At 44.9% G+C, this 16,379-nt stretch carries 19 protein-coding genes; 12 read left to right on the forward strand and 7 right to left on the reverse strand.

The genetic code is table 11. The features are described 5' to 3' along the window. Position 1: 1 nt before the first annotated feature. Positions 2-790 (forward strand): pentapeptide repeat-containing protein, encoded by a 789-nt coding sequence (locus MJ612_RS18060; protein ID WP_187034100.1) that lies wholly within the window; start codon positions 2-4, stop codon positions 788-790. Positions 791-829: 39 nt separating this feature from the next. On the opposite strand, the gene MJ612_RS18065 is transcribed toward MJ612_RS18060, so the two are convergent. Continuing rightward, positions 830-1,444, reverse strand: coding sequence for a hypothetical protein (locus MJ612_RS18065; protein WP_187034099.1), 615 nt, complete (start codon positions 1,442-1,444; stop codon positions 830-832). Positions 1,445-1,722: 278 nt separating this feature from the next. Between MJ612_RS18065 and MJ612_RS18070 the strand changes: the two genes are divergently transcribed. From MJ612_RS18070 to MJ612_RS18095, 6 genes are all read left to right on the forward strand, one after another. Beyond that, positions 1,723-2,439, forward strand: a complete 717-nt coding sequence (locus tag MJ612_RS18070) for an ABC transporter ATP-binding protein (RefSeq protein WP_187034098.1) — start codon at positions 1,723-1,725, stop codon at positions 2,437-2,439. 52 nt (positions 2,440-2,491) lie between these two features. Then, positions 2,492-3,736, forward strand: coding sequence for an ABC transporter permease (locus tag MJ612_RS18075; protein ID WP_187034097.1), 1,245 nt, complete (start codon positions 2,492-2,494; stop codon positions 3,734-3,736). A 129-nt stretch (positions 3,737-3,865) separates the two neighbouring features. Continuing rightward, entirely contained in the window at positions 3,866-5,116 is a 1,251-nt protein-coding gene (locus MJ612_RS18080; protein ID WP_187034096.1) for an ABC transporter permease, read from the forward strand. 41 nt (positions 5,117-5,157) lie between these two features. Then, a complete protein-coding gene (locus MJ612_RS18085) occupies positions 5,158-6,252 on the forward strand; it encodes an efflux RND transporter periplasmic adaptor subunit (protein WP_187034095.1) in 1,095 nt (364 codons plus the stop codon). Positions 6,253-6,413: 161 nt separating this feature from the next. Further along, positions 6,414-6,902, forward strand: coding sequence for a CHRD domain-containing protein (locus MJ612_RS18090; protein ID WP_187034094.1), 489 nt, complete (start codon positions 6,414-6,416; stop codon positions 6,900-6,902). 108 nt (positions 6,903-7,010) lie between these two features. Continuing rightward, a complete protein-coding gene (locus tag MJ612_RS18095; protein WP_187034093.1) occupies positions 7,011-7,487 on the forward strand; it encodes a GNAT family N-acetyltransferase in 477 nt (158 codons plus the stop codon). A 3-nt stretch (positions 7,488-7,490) separates the two neighbouring features. Here the strand turns inward: MJ612_RS18095 and MJ612_RS18100 are convergent, their stop codons facing one another. Continuing rightward, entirely contained in the window at positions 7,491-8,051 is a 561-nt protein-coding gene (locus MJ612_RS18100) for a DUF4864 domain-containing protein (protein WP_187034092.1), read from the reverse strand. A 114-nt stretch (positions 8,052-8,165) separates the two neighbouring features. Between MJ612_RS18100 and MJ612_RS18105 the strand changes: the two genes are divergently transcribed. The 5 genes from MJ612_RS18105 to MJ612_RS18125 all read left to right on the forward strand — a co-directional run bounded on the left by MJ612_RS18105 (position 8,166) and on the right by MJ612_RS18125 (position 12,582). After that, positions 8,166-8,945, forward strand: coding sequence for a phosphatase PAP2 family protein (locus MJ612_RS18105; protein ID WP_187034091.1), 780 nt, complete (start codon positions 8,166-8,168; stop codon positions 8,943-8,945). Positions 8,946-8,996: 51 nt separating this feature from the next. Next, positions 8,997-10,271 carry a zinc dependent phospholipase C family protein gene (locus tag MJ612_RS18110; protein WP_187034090.1) on the forward strand — a complete coding sequence of 425 codons (1,275 nt, stop codon included), beginning with the start codon at positions 8,997-8,999 and terminating at the stop codon, positions 10,269-10,271. 174 nt (positions 10,272-10,445) lie between these two features. Next, the gene (locus tag MJ612_RS18115; protein WP_187034089.1) at positions 10,446-10,865 is read left to right on the forward strand and encodes a hypothetical protein; all 420 of its coding nucleotides are present in this window, start codon (positions 10,446-10,448) and stop codon (positions 10,863-10,865) included. 135 nt (positions 10,866-11,000) lie between these two features. Then, positions 11,001-12,086, forward strand: coding sequence for a DUF3616 domain-containing protein (locus MJ612_RS18120; protein WP_187034088.1), 1,086 nt, complete (start codon positions 11,001-11,003; stop codon positions 12,084-12,086). Between the two features lie 55 nt (positions 12,087-12,141). Beyond that, positions 12,142-12,582 (forward strand): hypothetical protein, encoded by a 441-nt coding sequence (locus MJ612_RS18125; RefSeq protein ID WP_187034087.1) that lies wholly within the window; start codon positions 12,142-12,144, stop codon positions 12,580-12,582. A 52-nt stretch (positions 12,583-12,634) separates the two neighbouring features. Here MJ612_RS18125 and MJ612_RS18130 read toward each other — a convergent pair whose 3' ends face one another. The 5 genes from MJ612_RS18130 to MJ612_RS18150 all read right to left on the reverse strand — a co-directional run bounded on the left by MJ612_RS18130 (position 12,635) and on the right by MJ612_RS18150 (position 16,265). Beyond that, complete coding sequence (locus MJ612_RS18130; RefSeq protein WP_187034086.1) at positions 12,635-12,889, reverse strand: hypothetical protein; 255 nt, start codon at positions 12,887-12,889, stop codon at positions 12,635-12,637. 141 nt (positions 12,890-13,030) lie between these two features. Further along, a complete protein-coding gene (locus MJ612_RS18135) occupies positions 13,031-14,374 on the reverse strand; it encodes a lysophospholipid acyltransferase family protein (RefSeq protein ID WP_187034085.1) in 1,344 nt (447 codons plus the stop codon). A 4-nt stretch (positions 14,375-14,378) separates the two neighbouring features. Beyond that, on the reverse strand, positions 14,379-15,290 hold the full coding sequence (locus tag MJ612_RS18140; protein ID WP_187034084.1) for a M28 family peptidase: 912 nt from the start codon (positions 15,288-15,290) through the stop codon (positions 14,379-14,381). A gap of 167 nt (positions 15,291-15,457) precedes the next feature. Then, positions 15,458-15,853 carry a hypothetical protein gene (locus MJ612_RS18145; RefSeq protein WP_187034083.1) on the reverse strand — a complete coding sequence of 132 codons (396 nt, stop codon included), beginning with the start codon at positions 15,851-15,853 and terminating at the stop codon, positions 15,458-15,460. A 166-nt stretch (positions 15,854-16,019) separates the two neighbouring features. Further along, entirely contained in the window at positions 16,020-16,265 is a 246-nt protein-coding gene (locus MJ612_RS18150; RefSeq protein ID WP_187034082.1) for a hypothetical protein, read from the reverse strand. Between the last annotated feature and the right edge of the window lie 114 nt (positions 16,266-16,379).

A 16,379-nucleotide genomic window follows, 5' to 3' on the forward strand; every position in this document is an offset into this window, starting at 1 on the left:
TATGAGAAAGAAAGTATACTTCCTGTTGGCATTCTTCATGCTGCCATTGCTAACTATGGCGCAAACTAAAGTAGATGCATCCGAGATCATTGCCAAAATAAACCGCGGCGAAGCTGTAAACTATAAAAACGCGGAAATTACCGGCGATCTGGACATGACAAAGCTAAAAAACATGAAGCTTAAAAAAGAGAAAGGCAATGAAGACTCCAAAGAATATATCAGTACGGTAACTGCACCGATCACTTTCGAGAACTGTACTTTTAAAGGCGATGTGCTGGCTTATTTTAATCCGGACAGCGGCATAAATATAGTGAACCAGACCAACGAAGTATACAATACCAATTTCGAGAAGGAAGTACGTTTTGAGAATTGCACTTTTGAAGAAGCTACCGCTTTTAAATATAGCGAGTTTGAAGAAAAGGTGTCGTTTGCAGGCAGCAGTTTTGACGAAGAGGCCCTTTTTAAGTATACCGAGTTTGAGAAATCTGCCGACTTTAGCAAAGCCGAATTCAGAGATGCGGCCAACTTTAAATATGTTACATTCCCAGTGGTACCAAACTTTAAAGGAGCACAGTTTAACGAAAATGCCGATTTTAAATATGCCAAGTTTGAAAAAGGTATAGACCTGCAGCAGGCAACTTTTAACGGATTGGCAAACTTTAAATATACCGAGTTCTCTGACGCAGCCAATCTGAAAGGCACCCGCTTTAATGGCAGCACAGACTTTAAGTATACCAAACTAGGTAACCGCTCTGTTGATCTGTCGGATTTGCAGCAGAAAAGTAAATAAGAAGCTTTAGCTTTTTACACGCTAAAAATGCCACATACTTTATGTGGCGTTTTTGTTTTCAGGCTGGTTAAGTAAAACTATTAGTTTACCGGCGCCTTCGGTTGGCGTTAATACAGTAAGTGGCGGTAAGTATAGCCACTGTGCCCGTACGTGGTTTACAAGTTGCAGATCTATAGATGTGTTTAGTTGCTGTGCGGCTATAGTTGCTGCAATGGCAGTTTTAAGCGATACAGCTTTTACTCTTATAGTTTGGCTGGCGTACCGGGCAGGGTGCAGGTGTACGTATCTGTCAGTTATTACGCCCCAGCGCAAAACCCAATCCGTGCCATCAGATAAAGTAATGGTTTGGTAATGATTATCTCTTCCGGACAAATAACTCAGGTAAGCATCAGGTTGCAGCAACTGATGCCGGTCTAAGTATAAAATAACTTCTGAAGCGATGCTGGCAGGGCTCAGGTGGCCGGTATAAAAATCAAGCTGCGATCTGCCTATACTTTGCAGCGCCGGTGCAATCTCCTGTTGCCGGTTACGAACATGGTTACTGATAAATGTTCTAATATATCCCAAATGGTGTTTTAGCGGATGGAAAAGTACAGGTGCAGGCAGATCGGCATTGGCTATGGCAGGCTGAAGTGTTGAGTTTAAGATAGGCATAGCTATACTTACGGGCTGCGTTGTTGTTAGTATTTCAGGATATCGGGAAGTATAATCTGTACTTCAGGCAACCTAAACTATCCTGTCCGCATCTTTGCTTTATACTCCCATAAAGGTTTTATACTTAATATTTTATGCGCGATTGACCCAACTTTAGTAAATGCATCGTTTATCTAAGTAGAAGTTTAAGGTAAATAAGTATAAGCTTTTGGATTTATTGATTTATATAGTACCTTGTATTGCAAAGTAATGAATGCCACGACCTAATACCTGAAACTATGATACGCTTACAGAACATCCATAAATATTACGCTGTCGGGCACAACAAACTGCATGTGTTAAAAGGCATTGATATGCATGTGCAGGAAGGCGAACTTGTTTCGATCATGGGTTCGTCGGGTTCGGGCAAATCAACGCTGCTTAATATTCTGGGTATTCTGGATGATTACGATGCCGGTGAATATATGCTGGCGGGCACTTCCATTAAAAATCTTTCGGCTACAAAAGCTGCCTATTACCGCAACAAGTTTCTGGGCTTTGTTTTTCAATCGTTTAACCTGCTGTCGTTTAAAAATGCGATGGAAAACGTGGCTCTGCCGCTTTATTACCAGAAAGTGGGCCGAAAGCAACGCAACAAACTGGCCCTGGAGTACCTGGATATGGTGGGCCTGAAAGACTGGGCAGAACACTCCCCAAACGAAATGTCGGGTGGGCAACGGCAGCGGGTGGCAATTGCACGGGCACTTATTTCACAGCCCAAACTTATACTTGCCGACGAACCAACCGGAGCCCTCGACACGCAGACATCCTACGAAGTGATGGACATTTTTAAAGACGTGAATCGTAAAGGAATGACCGTGGTGATCGTGACCCATGAAAACGACATAGCCGACCAGACTCATCGCGTAATACGACTAAAAGACGGACTTATAGTAGACGAGAACTATAGCCTGCACCAACCTTCCGACGCCGGCACAACTATAGTTGCCGGATAAGTATAGCTCAGGAATTAACAATTTAGCAATATAACAATCAGCAATTCTGAAGATGTTCGATCTGGATAAATGGCAGGAGATACTGGGCACGATGCAGAAAAATAAACTGCGCACGTTCCTGACCGCTTTTGGGGTATTCTGGGGCATATTTATGCTGGTGTTGCTATTGGGTGCAGGCAAAGGTCTGGAGAATGGGGTGTATAACCGTTTCGGGAGTGGCGCCAAGAACAGCATTTTTGTGTGGAGCGGTAAAACAGCCGTAGCGCACAAAGGCATGAAGCCCGGCCGCGAAATAAAACTCACCAACGAAGATCTGAACGCCATAAACCACGAAGTCTCAAATCTTAATAAAATAGCTCCGCGCAACCGCGTGATGGGCGAGTACACCATCAACTATAAAAAGCAGAACGGCTCTTACCAGGTTTTTGGCGCTGAACCCGCTTTTATGGAAATGAACGGTGAGCGCGCCCACCGCGGCCGTTTGCTGAATGAACTGGACGAAAAGGAAAAGCGCAAAGTAGTGGTAATTGGAGAGCAGGCAGCCACAGTTTTGTTTGGAGAACAGAACCCGATCGGGGAGTATGTGAACATCAGGGGCATGTACTTTAAAGTGGTAGGGACTTTTAAAATGGGCGGTAACAACGGTGCTCGTCGCGAAGAACGGGCTTACATTCCTTTCTCTACACTGCAAAGTACATTTAACCAGCCGAACCAGGTGCAGATGATGGTACTGACTGCGCAGAATGGTGTACCCGCCAAAGAGGTGGAAGATAAGTTAAAATCGTTGCTGGGCCAGCGGCACAAATTTGCCGCCGACGACGAAATGGCTATAGGCGTGGAAAATACCGAAGCAGAATTCCAAAAAGTAATGGGCTTATTTAGTGGCATCCGGGCATTTGTATGGATTGTGGGTATCGGTACGCTAATAGCAGGTATAGTTGGTGTAAGTAACATCATGCTCATCATTGTAAAAGAGCGGACCCGGGAGATTGGAGTACGAAAAGCATTGGGCGCAACGCCATTTTCTATTGTCAGTCTGATACTTCAGGAGTCGGTGGTAATAACGGCTTTTTCAGGATACATGGGTTTGCTGGCTGGCACCGGATTGCTCGCTTTGCTGGAATATGCTATGGTATCGTCGGGAGCGGAGATGCCTTTTTTTGCCAACCCCGAAGTTGACCTTAGTGTGGCTCTATCGGCAACTATAGTTTTGGTAATAAGCGGTGCCATAGCCGGCTTAATGCCCGCCCTGAAAGCCGCCAACATTAAACCCATAGAAGCCCTGAGGGCAGATTAAAGTGTAAATTCTGAATGAGCGAATGAGTGATTGTGTGAATACAGCTGGTTTGTAAATGAGCTCACCAATTAAGCCATTCAGCAATTAATTCACTCATTCAAAATTCAGTTATTCAAAATTAAATAAGGCATGATTGACATCGATAAATGGACCGAGATCTATAATACTGTAAAGAAGCACAAGCTTCGTACGGGGCTAACGGCATTTGGCGTGTTCTGGGGCATATTTATGCTGGTGGTGCTACTGGGTGCCGGCAAAGGTCTGGAAAACGGTATCATGAAGGATTTTGATGTAGCCAAAAATGCAGTGTTTATCTGGACGCAGCGCACCAGTGTGCCTTACATGGGTTTGAAAGCGGGCCGCTTTATACAAATGACCAGCGACGATGTAGCTGCCATACGCGCCAATGTACCCGAAGTAGAAGTAATTGCACCCAGTAACCAGTTACAGGGCGACTTTACAGTAAACTATAAAACCAAAAGCTCATCGTTTACCGTGAATGGCGAAACTCCTGATATGCTGCACGTGCAGCCAACCAAAATAATGAAAGGCCGCTTTATAAACCAGAAAGACCTGGAAGAACGCCGCAAAATAGCCGTCGTAGGGCCACGAGTACTGGAGCAGCTTTTCGCGAAAGATGAAAGCCCAATTGGGAAGTATATCAGCATAAAAGGAAGCTACTTTTTAATAGTGGGTACGTTTGAGCCAATTGGTAACGGAGAAGATATTGTGGAAGACTCCAACGTGATATTTATACCGAATACCACGCTGCAGCAAACCTTCAATCAGCCAAACCAGGTCGGTTTTTTTGCGCTCACTCCAAAGCCCGGTGTGCCTGCCGAAGTAATAGAAGAGAAAGTAAAAACCCTGCTGATGAAGCGCCATAATGTAGCACCCACAGATGTAAAAGCGTTTGGATCGGCCAACGTGGAGAAGGAGTTCCAGGATGTGCAGGGCTTATTTACGGGTATAGCCGGTTTCAGTTGGCTGGTAAGTATAGGCACCATTCTGGCGGGTATTATTGGGGTTAGTAATATTATGCTGATAGTAGTAAAAGAGCGCACTAAAGAGATTGGTGTTCGCAAAGCATTAGGTGCAACACCCTGGTCAATCATCAGCCTGATCATTCAGGAAGCTATAGTTATTACAGGTCTGGCAGGCTACACTGGTTTGCTGGCAGGCACTGGCTTAGTGGCTTTAATAGAGTACCTGATGAATAAGTTTGATGTGCAGGCTGGCTATTTCGGGGCACCCGAAGTGAATGTAGGTATTGCGCTTTCGGCAACTATACTGCTTGTTTTTACAGGTGCTATGGCCGGCCTTATTCCTGCCACCAAAGCTGCCCGTGTTAGCCCGGTGGTAGCGCTACGCGACGAATAATTTACATAGTAATTAACGAAACCTATCTATATAACTGAATTATGAAAAAGGTATTATTGGGCTTGTTTATCGTGGTTTTCCTAGGCCTGTCGGGTTGGCTGGGCTACTACTTCTACAAAAAGTCGAACACGGATCCGGTGGTGTATAAAACAGAAGCACCTTTCGAGACAGAAATTGTGAAGAAGACGGTAGCTACAGGTTCTATAGTTCCACGCAAAGAAGTGCAGGTAAAATCGCAGGTGTCGGGTATTGTGGAAGAGCTTTATGTAGAGGCCGGGCAAATTGTGAAGAAAGGGCAACTGCTGGCCAAGATCAGGATTGTGCCGAACATGGTAAGCGTAAACGATGCCCAAACCCAACTGCAAACCGCCAAGCTTAACTTTGATGAAGCAAAGCAGGAGTTAAAACGCTACGAGCAACTATACGCCCAGAAAGTGATAGCCGAGCAGGAGTTCAGAAAGTATAAAGCCGACTATAACCTGAAACGCGAAGCCTTACAAGCTGCTGAAAATAACCTGCAACTGGTACGTGAAGGTGCTTCGCGCAGAAGCGGTGTATCCTCAAACCAGGTGTACTCAACTATAGATGGCATGCTGCTGGATGTGCCTGTAAAAGTGGGAACATCAATTATAGAGCGCAACAACTTTAACGAAGGTACAACTATAGCTGCCGTTGCCGATATGCGGAGCCTGGTGTTCGAAGGCAAGATAGATGAATCGGAAGTGGGTAAACTGAAAGAGAACATGGATCTGCTGCTGACCATTGGCGCTATAGAAGGCCGCGTTTTTAATGCCAAGTTGGAGTACATCGCCCCGAAAGGTTTGCTGGAAGAAGGCGCCATCAAATTTCCGATACGTGCCAAAGTGTTGCTGGATGATAAAGACTTTATAAGAGCCGGCTATAGTGCCAACGCCGATATTGTACTGGACAAACGCGCTAAGGTACTGGCCATAAAAGAAAGCATGCTGAAGTTTGAGAAAGACCAGCCGTACGTAGAGGTAGAGACTGCCCCGCAGCAGTTTGAAAAGCGTAATGTTAAAACCGGTATATCCGATGGCATCAACATCGAAATTGTATCAGGACTGTCTAAAAACGATAAGGTAAAAGTGCCGGATGCAACGATAGCGCAACTATAAAAGCCTGTAAAATACTAATGTAGCATAGGGGTATATTTGTATAATAGTTTTATGCATCTACACCATCTGTTATAATGCTCACGGAATAACAGGTTCCCGTTACAACTATACAAAAAAGCGGTTAGTAGAATATATGATGTTTAAATATAAATCAGAAAGCTATGAAGAGAACCGCTATTCAAATGTTACGCATGTTAGCTGTCTGCGGATCGCTACTTGCCTTTACTGTCGCCTGCGACGAAGATGACGACGATAATCTTCCTGTACAGGATGACCTGGAATTTGATGATCTTGAACTAAGTGGTGACAACGAGGTGCCACAAGTAGAAAGTGATGGAACAGGTACTTTTAATGGAACGTACGATGACGCAACCAACGTGCTTACTTATACTGTAACCTGGGAACTTGGCAATCCTGATGATGAAGTAGTAGGTATGCACTTTCACGGTCCCGCTGATCCAACAGAAAGTGCTGGTGTGCAGGAACCCATAGAAGGTTTTACGACTGAAAGTACAGGTTCATTCACAGACTCAACAGAACCGCTTACAGCACAGCAGGAAGCAGATTTAAAAGCCGGGCTTTGGTACATCAACATCCACAGCACAACTTATCCTACTGGTGAGCTGCGCGGTAACCTGTTAGAGGATTAATAAAACTCTACCACAGCAAAAAGGCCTTCTTCTGAAAAGAGGAAAGCCTTTCTTTTTAAGTATAACCGAAGCATGTACATTTGCACCTGTAGTTTATACTTATACTTTATGCAAACCTCAGAAACTGCTGCTGTAACCATACTTGATTTTGAACCCGAGCATGCTGCTAAATTCAGGGAGCTGAACGAAGAATGGATAACACATTACTTTGTAATGGAAGAAGCTGACCATAAATCATTGGGCGATCCGCAAGGTTATATCCTGGATAAAGGTGGCTATATTCTAATGGCAAAGTATAACAACGAGATTGTAGGAACCTGTGCCCTTATTAACGATGGTAATGGTATCTATGAACTTGCTAAAATGGCTGTTACTCCCAAAGCGCAGGGTTTGAAGATTGGTAAACTACTAGGCGAAGCCGCTATAAAAAAAGCAAGAGCAGCGGGCGCATTAAAAGTATACCTGGTATCAAACCGCAGACTCGAAACAGCCCTTAATTTATACAAACGATTAGGTTTTGTAGAAGTACCAATGCCACCAAGCATTTACGAGCGGGCCGATATAAAAATGGAGATCGAGCTATAGGTATTAAGTACTATAAACTGGCCTGTTATCTTCAACGCGTACCACACCTACAGTCATCCAGCAGCCTTTGTAGTAGCCTTTGGTCTGGCGGGCTAGCATAAACAGGTAAGTGGCTCTTTCATCGTCCTGCGATGTGAGCACCACCAGCTGGTAAGCCGATTTGCCTGTTATAACCATGTTGCCTTTTTTGTAAGATTTAAAGTTTAGCATTGGCTTATAAACAGGGTCGCGCACCATCAGCCTGAAATGTTCTATCGGCCCCATACTTATCTTACTAACCGGCGAAGAAAAATTAAAGACAGTGATAATGCCGCTGTCGCTGCCATCGTTTTGCTGAAGTGCTTTTAACTGGATTTGTACCACATCCTGTGGCGAAAGGCCTTTAGATGGCCGTAAATAGCTCCAACTGGTTGCTGAGGAACCGGATGTCCCGGAAGTATTATAGCTGGCATAGTGGTGCTTGTTCTGATCCGGATCTATAGGTATACTCCACATAAATACCAAAAGCAGCAACACGCCTACCACGAGTAGGGCCTTATCCACAAAATCTCCCGAGCCCTTCATAAGTTTATGTACTTTATATAGAACAGGATAGTTGTGCTTTTACCCCTTTTTTAAGTGCGGTAGCAGGTATAAACAAAAGTTTAAGGTTCCGTATACTTGCTCAAGCTATCATCTATGAAAAACCTGCTGACTTACTACATCACTCAATTCAGGTATTGGTTTACAGGTATACCTGCTGTGCAGCGCTTCCAAATTCAGCATCCCAAAGTTTCGGACTTTATAAGCGATAGGTTTAGCACCAGAATGTTTGTTGGGTTGCCCCTTACATTGCTGTTACTGGTTGGCTGGGTAAATGTAATGCTACTCTCTGAGCTAACTGAAAGTGTAGTGGATGCCGAGTGGGTGGTAGTAGCTGACCAAAAATTTACAGATCTGCTTTACAGTATGCGGTCTGATTGGCTGAGCATAACGATGTTTGCCTTAACCCAGTTGGGCGAACAACTCGCTGTATTTGTCATAGGCGGCATAGCAACACTCATCTTCCTGTTTCGGAAACGATATTGGGCCATTATTGCTTTCTGGCTGGCTATGGGTGGCGTAGGGCTTTCGGTGAGGTTTGCCAAAACATTTATCAGCCGTGCCCGCCCTGCCGATGTAGCGTATTATGAAGTAGAGCATTATTCTTTCCCGAGTGGGCATGCTACTACAGCTATGGCGCTGTTTGGGTTGCTGGCTTACTTCCTTTACCGGCACAACAACTCAGGCCCCTATCGCACCCTTATTGCCTGGCCTACAGCTATACTTATTTTGCTGGTAAGCTTCAGTAGAATATACCTTGGTGTACACTTCTTATCTGATGTGCTGGCAGGTATGTTGCTGGGGCTGCTTTGGATGCTGGTAGGTGTAAGCCTGGAAGAAGTAATGCAGTATAGAAGGAAAAGAAGAGAAGTATAGCATTATTAAAGTTTAACTATACTTTTTAAAACCGCAATCGTATGCAAATGCATGCACCTGAAATACTTACGCGGCCTTTGTGGCTTAGCCCTTATACTTACCTGTTGGTTATTTGCAACTCAGTCTGCTTCAGCATATGGAGTGCTCTCGCATCAGGCTATCATTGATGCCTCCTGGGACAAAGATCTTAAACCGCTTTTACAGAAACGTTACCCCAACGCCACTGAAGAAGAACTTAAAAAAGCACATGCCTTTGCTTATGGCGGAGCTATACTTCAGGATATGGGGTACTTTCCGTTCGGTAGCAAATTTTTTACAGACCTGTTGCACTATGTGCGTAGTGGTGATTTTGTACAAAACCTGCTGCACGAAGCCCAAAATGTAAATGAATATGCTTTTGCCTTGGGTACGCTGGCTCATTATAATGCAGATGTTTATGGTCACTCGCTGGGTACAAACAAAGCAGTACCGTTGGTATATCCAAAACTGGAGCAGGAGTTTGGCAGCACCGTAACCTTTGCCGATCATCCGGTATCACATGTTAAAACAGAGTTTGGCTTTGATGTATTGCAGGTGGCCCGCGGGAACTATGCCCCGGAATCGTATCAGCAGTTTATTGGTTTTGAAGTAGCCCAGGAGCCACTGGAGCGGGCCTTTTTAAAAACCTATGGACTAGAGCTGGGAGATGTATTTGTAAATGTGCCACTGGCAGTTGGTACCTACCGCTATACTATAAAGAACCTGATGCCAGACCTTACCAAAGCTGCCTGGCAAGCAAAAGCGAATGACATAAAAGCAGCAAAACCGGGTGCCACCCGTCGCACATTTATTTACCGTATGAGCCGGGCCAAGTATAACAGCAACTGGGGAGAAACTTACGAACGACCAGGTTTCTTCACCCGGATTATGGCCTGGGTTATCAAAATTCTTCCGAAGGTAGGGCCGCTCCGCTCATTGGGCTTTACTATGCCAACTCCGGAAGCAGAACATCTTTTTTATAAAAGTTTTAACACTACAGTAAGTAAGTATGCGGCCGTGTTACAGCAGTTGCGCAACAGCGAATCTGCGATGGAGAACCTGCAGCTCGATACCGGAAAGAAAACGGAGCCGGGGGAGTATGCGCTTACCGATGAAACTTATACAGCGCTGCTGCAAAAGCTGGATAACAGCAAGTACAAATACCTTACACCTGAGCTGCAGCAAAATATTCTGGGCTTTTATAAAAGCATGAAACCAAAAAAAGAACAGGAGCAGGACGAAGATCATTTAAAGACCACAGAGGCACTAGAAAGACTGAAAGCACACCAGCCGGCAGCCCGAAAATAACCTGTAAACCTAGTGAGATGTTATTATGAATAAGGAGAAATGTAGCAATTGATGTAACTATATGCTCTGAAAACCGATAAAATAAGTCTGACAATACCGGAAACAGCAAAGGAATACGAAGTTGAGGTTCCGGGTTAAACGTCATATATAATTGAAATTTAAACCTAATAAACCATGGAAAACAGACAGAATAGCTCGCAGAGCAATCAATCATTTTCAAACCAGTCATCACAGAGCAACCAGCCTAGCGCAAGCCAGTCTTCGCAAAGCAGTCGCTCTCAGAGCAGCCAGCCTTCTGCATCCTCTACTACAGGGTCAAGTGTAGGTAGCCAAAGCTCACGTTCTGGTTCAAGCTCAAGCTCATCTTCAAAAATGGGCGGTCTTGATATGAACGCTATGACAAGCAAACTTCAGGAACTTGGTACACAAGCTATGAATAAAGTTAATGGCCTAAGTACTACTCAGAAAGTGGTTGGAGGTTCGCTTCTTGCACTTGGTGCTGGTTGGTTAGCTATGAATTCGCGCAACAAAACCAAAACCAGATCAAACCTGAATACAACAAGAACAAACAAGTTCGGTAGATCATCTTCTTAACCGTAACTATAGATTAAAAATAAAAAGCCTGGTGCTCCTGCATCGGGCTTTTTGTTTAGTAGTTTACTTTAATAAAGTATAGTTTTAGATTTAATAGACTTTAAGCAACTGACTTATACTTTTAATTGAATCAGAATGGCAAAAAAAGTTACCCTGCACTTCGACCCGGAATTAAGCCTGAACCAGGAAGAGAAACATGTGCGTGACGGCCTCTCTACGGTACTGCACACCGGCGATAACCTATGGTTGAGCTGCGACGAACGGACAACTATAGAGCGCCTTACCCAACAGAAAGATGGCTCCTTTGGTACGCATAAATCTTTTTGCCTTTCTGATTACCTGCAACTACCCGATAGTACCGACAGCGAAATTGATATTGAGGGAATGGGTATGGAGAATAACTACCTATGGCTGGTAGGGTCGCATAGTTTAAAACGCAAAAAGCCCCGAAAGGACGACAGTGTGGCCAAACAGATGAAACGGCTGGCACAGGTAAAATCAGACCAGAACCGATACCTGCTGGCACGTATCCCTGTTATTAAAGATGAGAAGACTAGCGATTATACCCTCTGCAAAGAATGCCCTGACCCGGATAACCCGAAGAAGGCATTGCGCGCTGCACAGTTAAAGGGTGGTGAGAGTAGCAGCGATCTGCTGGAAGCGCTGAAGAAAGATGATCACATCGCACCGTTTTTAACTATACCTGGTAAGGATAATGGGTTTGATATTGAAGGCTTAGCTACAAGCGGCAACAAATTATACCTGGGTTTGCGCGGACCAGTGCTGCGTGGATGGGCTATAGTATTGGAGCTTGAGTTGGAAGAAGCTGAAGAAGGATTTCTGAAACTGAAACAGCTGACGCCGGAACGGCCATACAAAAAACACTTCCTGCACCTGAAGGGCAAAGGCATACGCGAACTGCGCATTCTGGGGAATGATATGTATATACTTGCTGGCCCTACCATGGACCTGGATGGAGTAATTGCAGTGTACCGCTGGCGCAATGTTTTAAAACAGAAAGGCGAATCAATGGTGCATACTGCAGACTTAGAGCGCCTGTGCGAAGTGCCGCACGGACATGGCGCAGAAAGCGGAAAAGATAAAGCAGAAGGCCTGGCTGTATATGACGAGCGTAACCTGATGGTGGTTTTCGACAGCCCCAGAGATGCCCGTAAAGTAGGAGAACACAGTGTTATCGCTGATCTTATTAAAATAGATTAAGCAGCACCTAGCTTGTAAGTGCCGTATAAAACAACCTACAATTAAAACTAAAGCTATGAAAATACTGGAAGCATTAGCAGGTGGCCTGGCAGGTGCCTGTGTTTTAACCCTTGCCCACGAAAGTTTAAGAAGAGTAGTGCCCGAAGCACCGCGAATGGATGTGCTGGGAATGCGCGCCATTGCCAAACTGATGGAGAAAGGCGGGGCTACACCACCCGATGATAAAACACTACACGACTGGGCTATGGTGGGCGATGTAATCTCGAATGGCTTATACTATAGCCTGGCAGGTGCTGGCAAAAATGCCTGGTTACGCGGAACCTTACTAGGGGCACTGGCCGGAATAGGGGCTATTACTTTACCTGGCCCACTAGGTCTAGGCGAAGCACCTAGCGAACGTACTACCGAAACTAAAGCTATGGCCGTTGGATTATATTTGCTGGGTGGGCTGGCAGCAGCAATGGCCGCAAGAGCCATCGTGAAGGCTACCAAATAACAGGGTTACAAAAATAAGGCCCCGGCAACTGCAGCGTTGCCGGGGCTTTTTGTTATTGCTCATTCTGGTTTCCCGTACCTTCATCTGTCGGCGGGTTTTGGTTTGATGTGTCTCCGGATGTGCCGGTTGTTGCTGTATCAGTACCAGTAGTTCCCATGTCAGTACCTGTTTCTCCAGACATATCAGACTGGTTTTCTGTATTGGTTTCACCGGCCTCTACGCCAGTTGTGTTCTCAGAAGTACAAGCAGCAAGGAGGCCTACAGCTACAACACCAACAGCCAGCAAATTCATTTTTATCTTTTTCATAGCATCTCAATTTAAAGTTCAGCCCGAAGGCAAGTTATCTCACGTTTTACGCAGGTACGTATGTGGTTAGTTATACTTAAAATATGTAAGTACAAGCACTTAGTAAGCTAACAAAGTATAAGCCTGAACAGGGGAAGCAGCTTAACTAACCTTTTGCAGGTAGTCCTGCTGCGCTTTCTCGAGCAGGCTGATAATGTGCTGGCGCTGCTGGCGAAGCTTTGTTACCAGGTGTTGCCGGCTATAAAATAACCTTAACAGCAGCCAATGGCTTTGTGTGCTTTGGAGTGTATTCCAGTAATGCAGCGTAAAGAAACCGCTCAGCGGCAAACTCAGGAAGTATAAGATCAGCTTGACACCATCTATACTTACCCATTTAGCTGCAGCCCATACTTCCAGGCCATAAAATATCGGGAAAGTAAAGATGCCGGTAGTTAGCATAATAGGAGCAAACCATTCTTGTTCTTTGGTTACTGCACGTGCCACTTTAGAAGGAATGATATAAGGGATGTAGTTGTGTATTAGTCCGTACAAATACAGCGGAAAACCGATAACCAGGTATAGTAGCCCGATTATACTTTGCGTTAGCACATCCTGGCGTTCTTTGCTCAGAACAGGGTCCTGGAGGCCAAGGCGCTGAAGTTGTTTTGTATAGCTGTTGAGCTCCTGCTTTATAGTTGCTACCCGCTCCGGCTCTGTTTGGCTGAAGTGGCTTATACTTCTGATGATGCCTTTGGTAAGTATAAAATCCTGTTCGTGCGGGAGTGCAGTGGCCGGTGCCGTTGGAGCAAGGCGGTCTTTGTAAATAGCAGCTACCTGCCGGGCCAGTTCGTCTTCTTCATCAGTTGGTGTATGTATAATGAGCTTCTCCAGCCTTACCCGTATCTCTTCAGTTAAGGTCAGTACAGCTGCAGGGCCATCCTGTTGATAGTGGGGCAGGTAATCAGAAACAGCTATAGGTTTGCCTACATTTACAAATACATCGCTCCGGAAACGGGTAGGATCGGAGTAATTTAAGCCAACTGGTAATATCTGTACATTCTGGTTGCTTTCTGAGGCGGCACCTAAAGCAATGCGTGCCGTTCCGGTTTTTAATTTGCGCAGGCGGCGCTGGTTAAAGCTATTACCTTCCGGGAAAATAAGGATGGTCTTGTTCTGGTGCAGCGCTTTATAGCTGGCAGCAAAAGCTTCGTCGTTGCTGATAGTAGCATTTGGGTTATCTTCTTTTCGATGTATCGGTATCAGGTGCATCTGGCGCAGCATCCAGTTCTGAAACTTAGAACCAAATACTGTGCTCTTCGCAATAAAGAATACCGGCTGTTGTAGTTGCGCTGCCACCACAATCGGGTCCATAAATGTATTCGGGTGATTGGAAACTACCAGTAAAGGACCTTCGTCAGGCATACGATGCGCATTGCGTACTTCCAGTTTCCGGAAAAAGAACCAGAGTCCTGTTTTGTAAAGCAGTTTCAGGAAAGTATAAAGCATGATATTATAAATTCAGAATAGAGGTATAAACTGCATCCACCACCCGGGCCATGCGCCTAAAATCTAAAGTATAGATCGTATCAGTTGGTTGGTGATAGTTGCTGTTGCGATAGAAAGAAGTATCTGTGATCATGAGTGCATCAAAACCAAAATGCCAGTAGTTGAGGTGATCTGAAAAATCGACTCCGGTAACAAAAGCGGGTGCTCTTAATGATTTTACAGGTATGTTAGCATTGTTCTTATAGTTGCGCAGGAAACTCCGGCCAAAGCTCCCGTTGCCAAACCGTTGCACTACGGCAATGTAGTTGCCCCGGCTGCCATAAAACAGTTTCATAGGGGCCAGTGGGTAGCGTTGAGTCCCTTTCTCATCTTTAAAGTTACCGATCATCTCCAGCGAGATCATACCTTTTACCTCTGCCTGTTGCTCTTTCAGAGATCGGGCATGCACATAACTGCCCATATGCTCGGTACGGAAGTAGGGCGGTTCTTCTAAAGTATAAGCTACAAGATCAATCCGGAAAGGCAGCCTGTGGTTGTGCAGTAGTCTTGCCAGTTCCAGCAGGCCAGCTACTCCGCTGGCGTTATCGTCGGCTCCGGGCTGGTCTCCGCACACATCATAATGCGCTCCTACAATCAGCCTTGGAGCATCTGCGGGCCCCATCGAAAGTATAATATTGCGGTATTCTTTGCCGGCAACAGTATAAACCTGCTCCTGTACCTGCCCCTGCAACTTCTCAAACTCTTTTTTGATGTAGGTAGCTACTTCATCGAGGGCTGCTGTATGCTGGTGGTTGCGAGGTTGGGATGTGCCTGTAATGGCAATCAGGTGCTGTCGTAATTTTACAGTATCTGCCTTACCTGCAAAAACCGAGGTAGCAGTTAACATACAGATCAACAACACGAGTAATCCCTTCATCAGAATTTTGGAATGAAATGTAAAGACCAAGATAATAATTTATATCTGATAACTACGATATAGTATACTTGTGGTCAGTTTAAGAGAGGAGTTGCGGAAAGTACAGTAGCCTGAAAGTAGAAGCAGCCTATATGTTGCTGCAGGTTGGTGAGCCGAAATCAAAAGATTTAAACAGGAACTGAAATTACCCAGTCGTAAGCAGAAGTAAGATCATCAAAAGAGCGGGTTTCGATATAGGTGCCTATGTGTGCGTTGAGCTGCTGCTGCTGGCGCTCGGTCTCATTGTCGAAGGAATGTATAACAGCAAGTTTTTTAAGAGGCAGTTTGGCATACGCCTTAGCATAAATGGTGCAGGTCCAATGCAGATCATCTTCCGATACAGGTTTTAACAGACGCCTGTCCAATACCACACAATGTACCTGTAGTTCCCGCGCAATCCGGATGACGTTGATCAGTGCCTGCCTGTACTGCAGGCTGCTGCATCCGCCATACCATTGGGTTATTAGTACATTACCTGTATGGTGATGTTCTACCTGAAGGTAATCTGTCTGGAAGTATACCATGTTTCATGGCGTTAAAGGTTTTATAATATTAATTATAATTAATTGATAATAAAAGGCTTTTGGTAGATTTAATAAAGAATAATACAAATTTAACCTGGCGGTAATAGTGTGGTAAACAAAAAAGCCCTGCAACAGGGCATTTGCTGGTTGCAGGGCTTTAATAAATTTATTTTGTTCGTAAGTTATTGGCGTTGCTACCGTCTAGTTCCCGGGTATCTTTTTCGTCTTTGGCTGCTACATTGCCTCCTTCTTCTTTGCCTTCCGGTTCAGCGTCCAGTATGTCTTCAGTTTTAGCAGACTTAATTTCCACTTCATCTTTTTTCACTCCTTCTACCGGTTCGGGGTTTTCATCAGGCAGGCGCTTACTTTCATCGGCATTGGTTATGATATCATCTTCTTTTGGTGCTTCCATAGTAATCGTTGTTTGGTACACTTATAGGTACGTTACCGCTTATTATAGTTTGTAATATTTGCTGCATTAACTCATACATCCCTGTTCTCAGTCTTAATCAGAAGTAAAATGGGG

This window comes from Pontibacter deserti, from assembly GCF_023630255.1.
Classification (GTDB): domain Bacteria; phylum Bacteroidota; class Bacteroidia; order Cytophagales; family Hymenobacteraceae; genus Pontibacter; species Pontibacter deserti.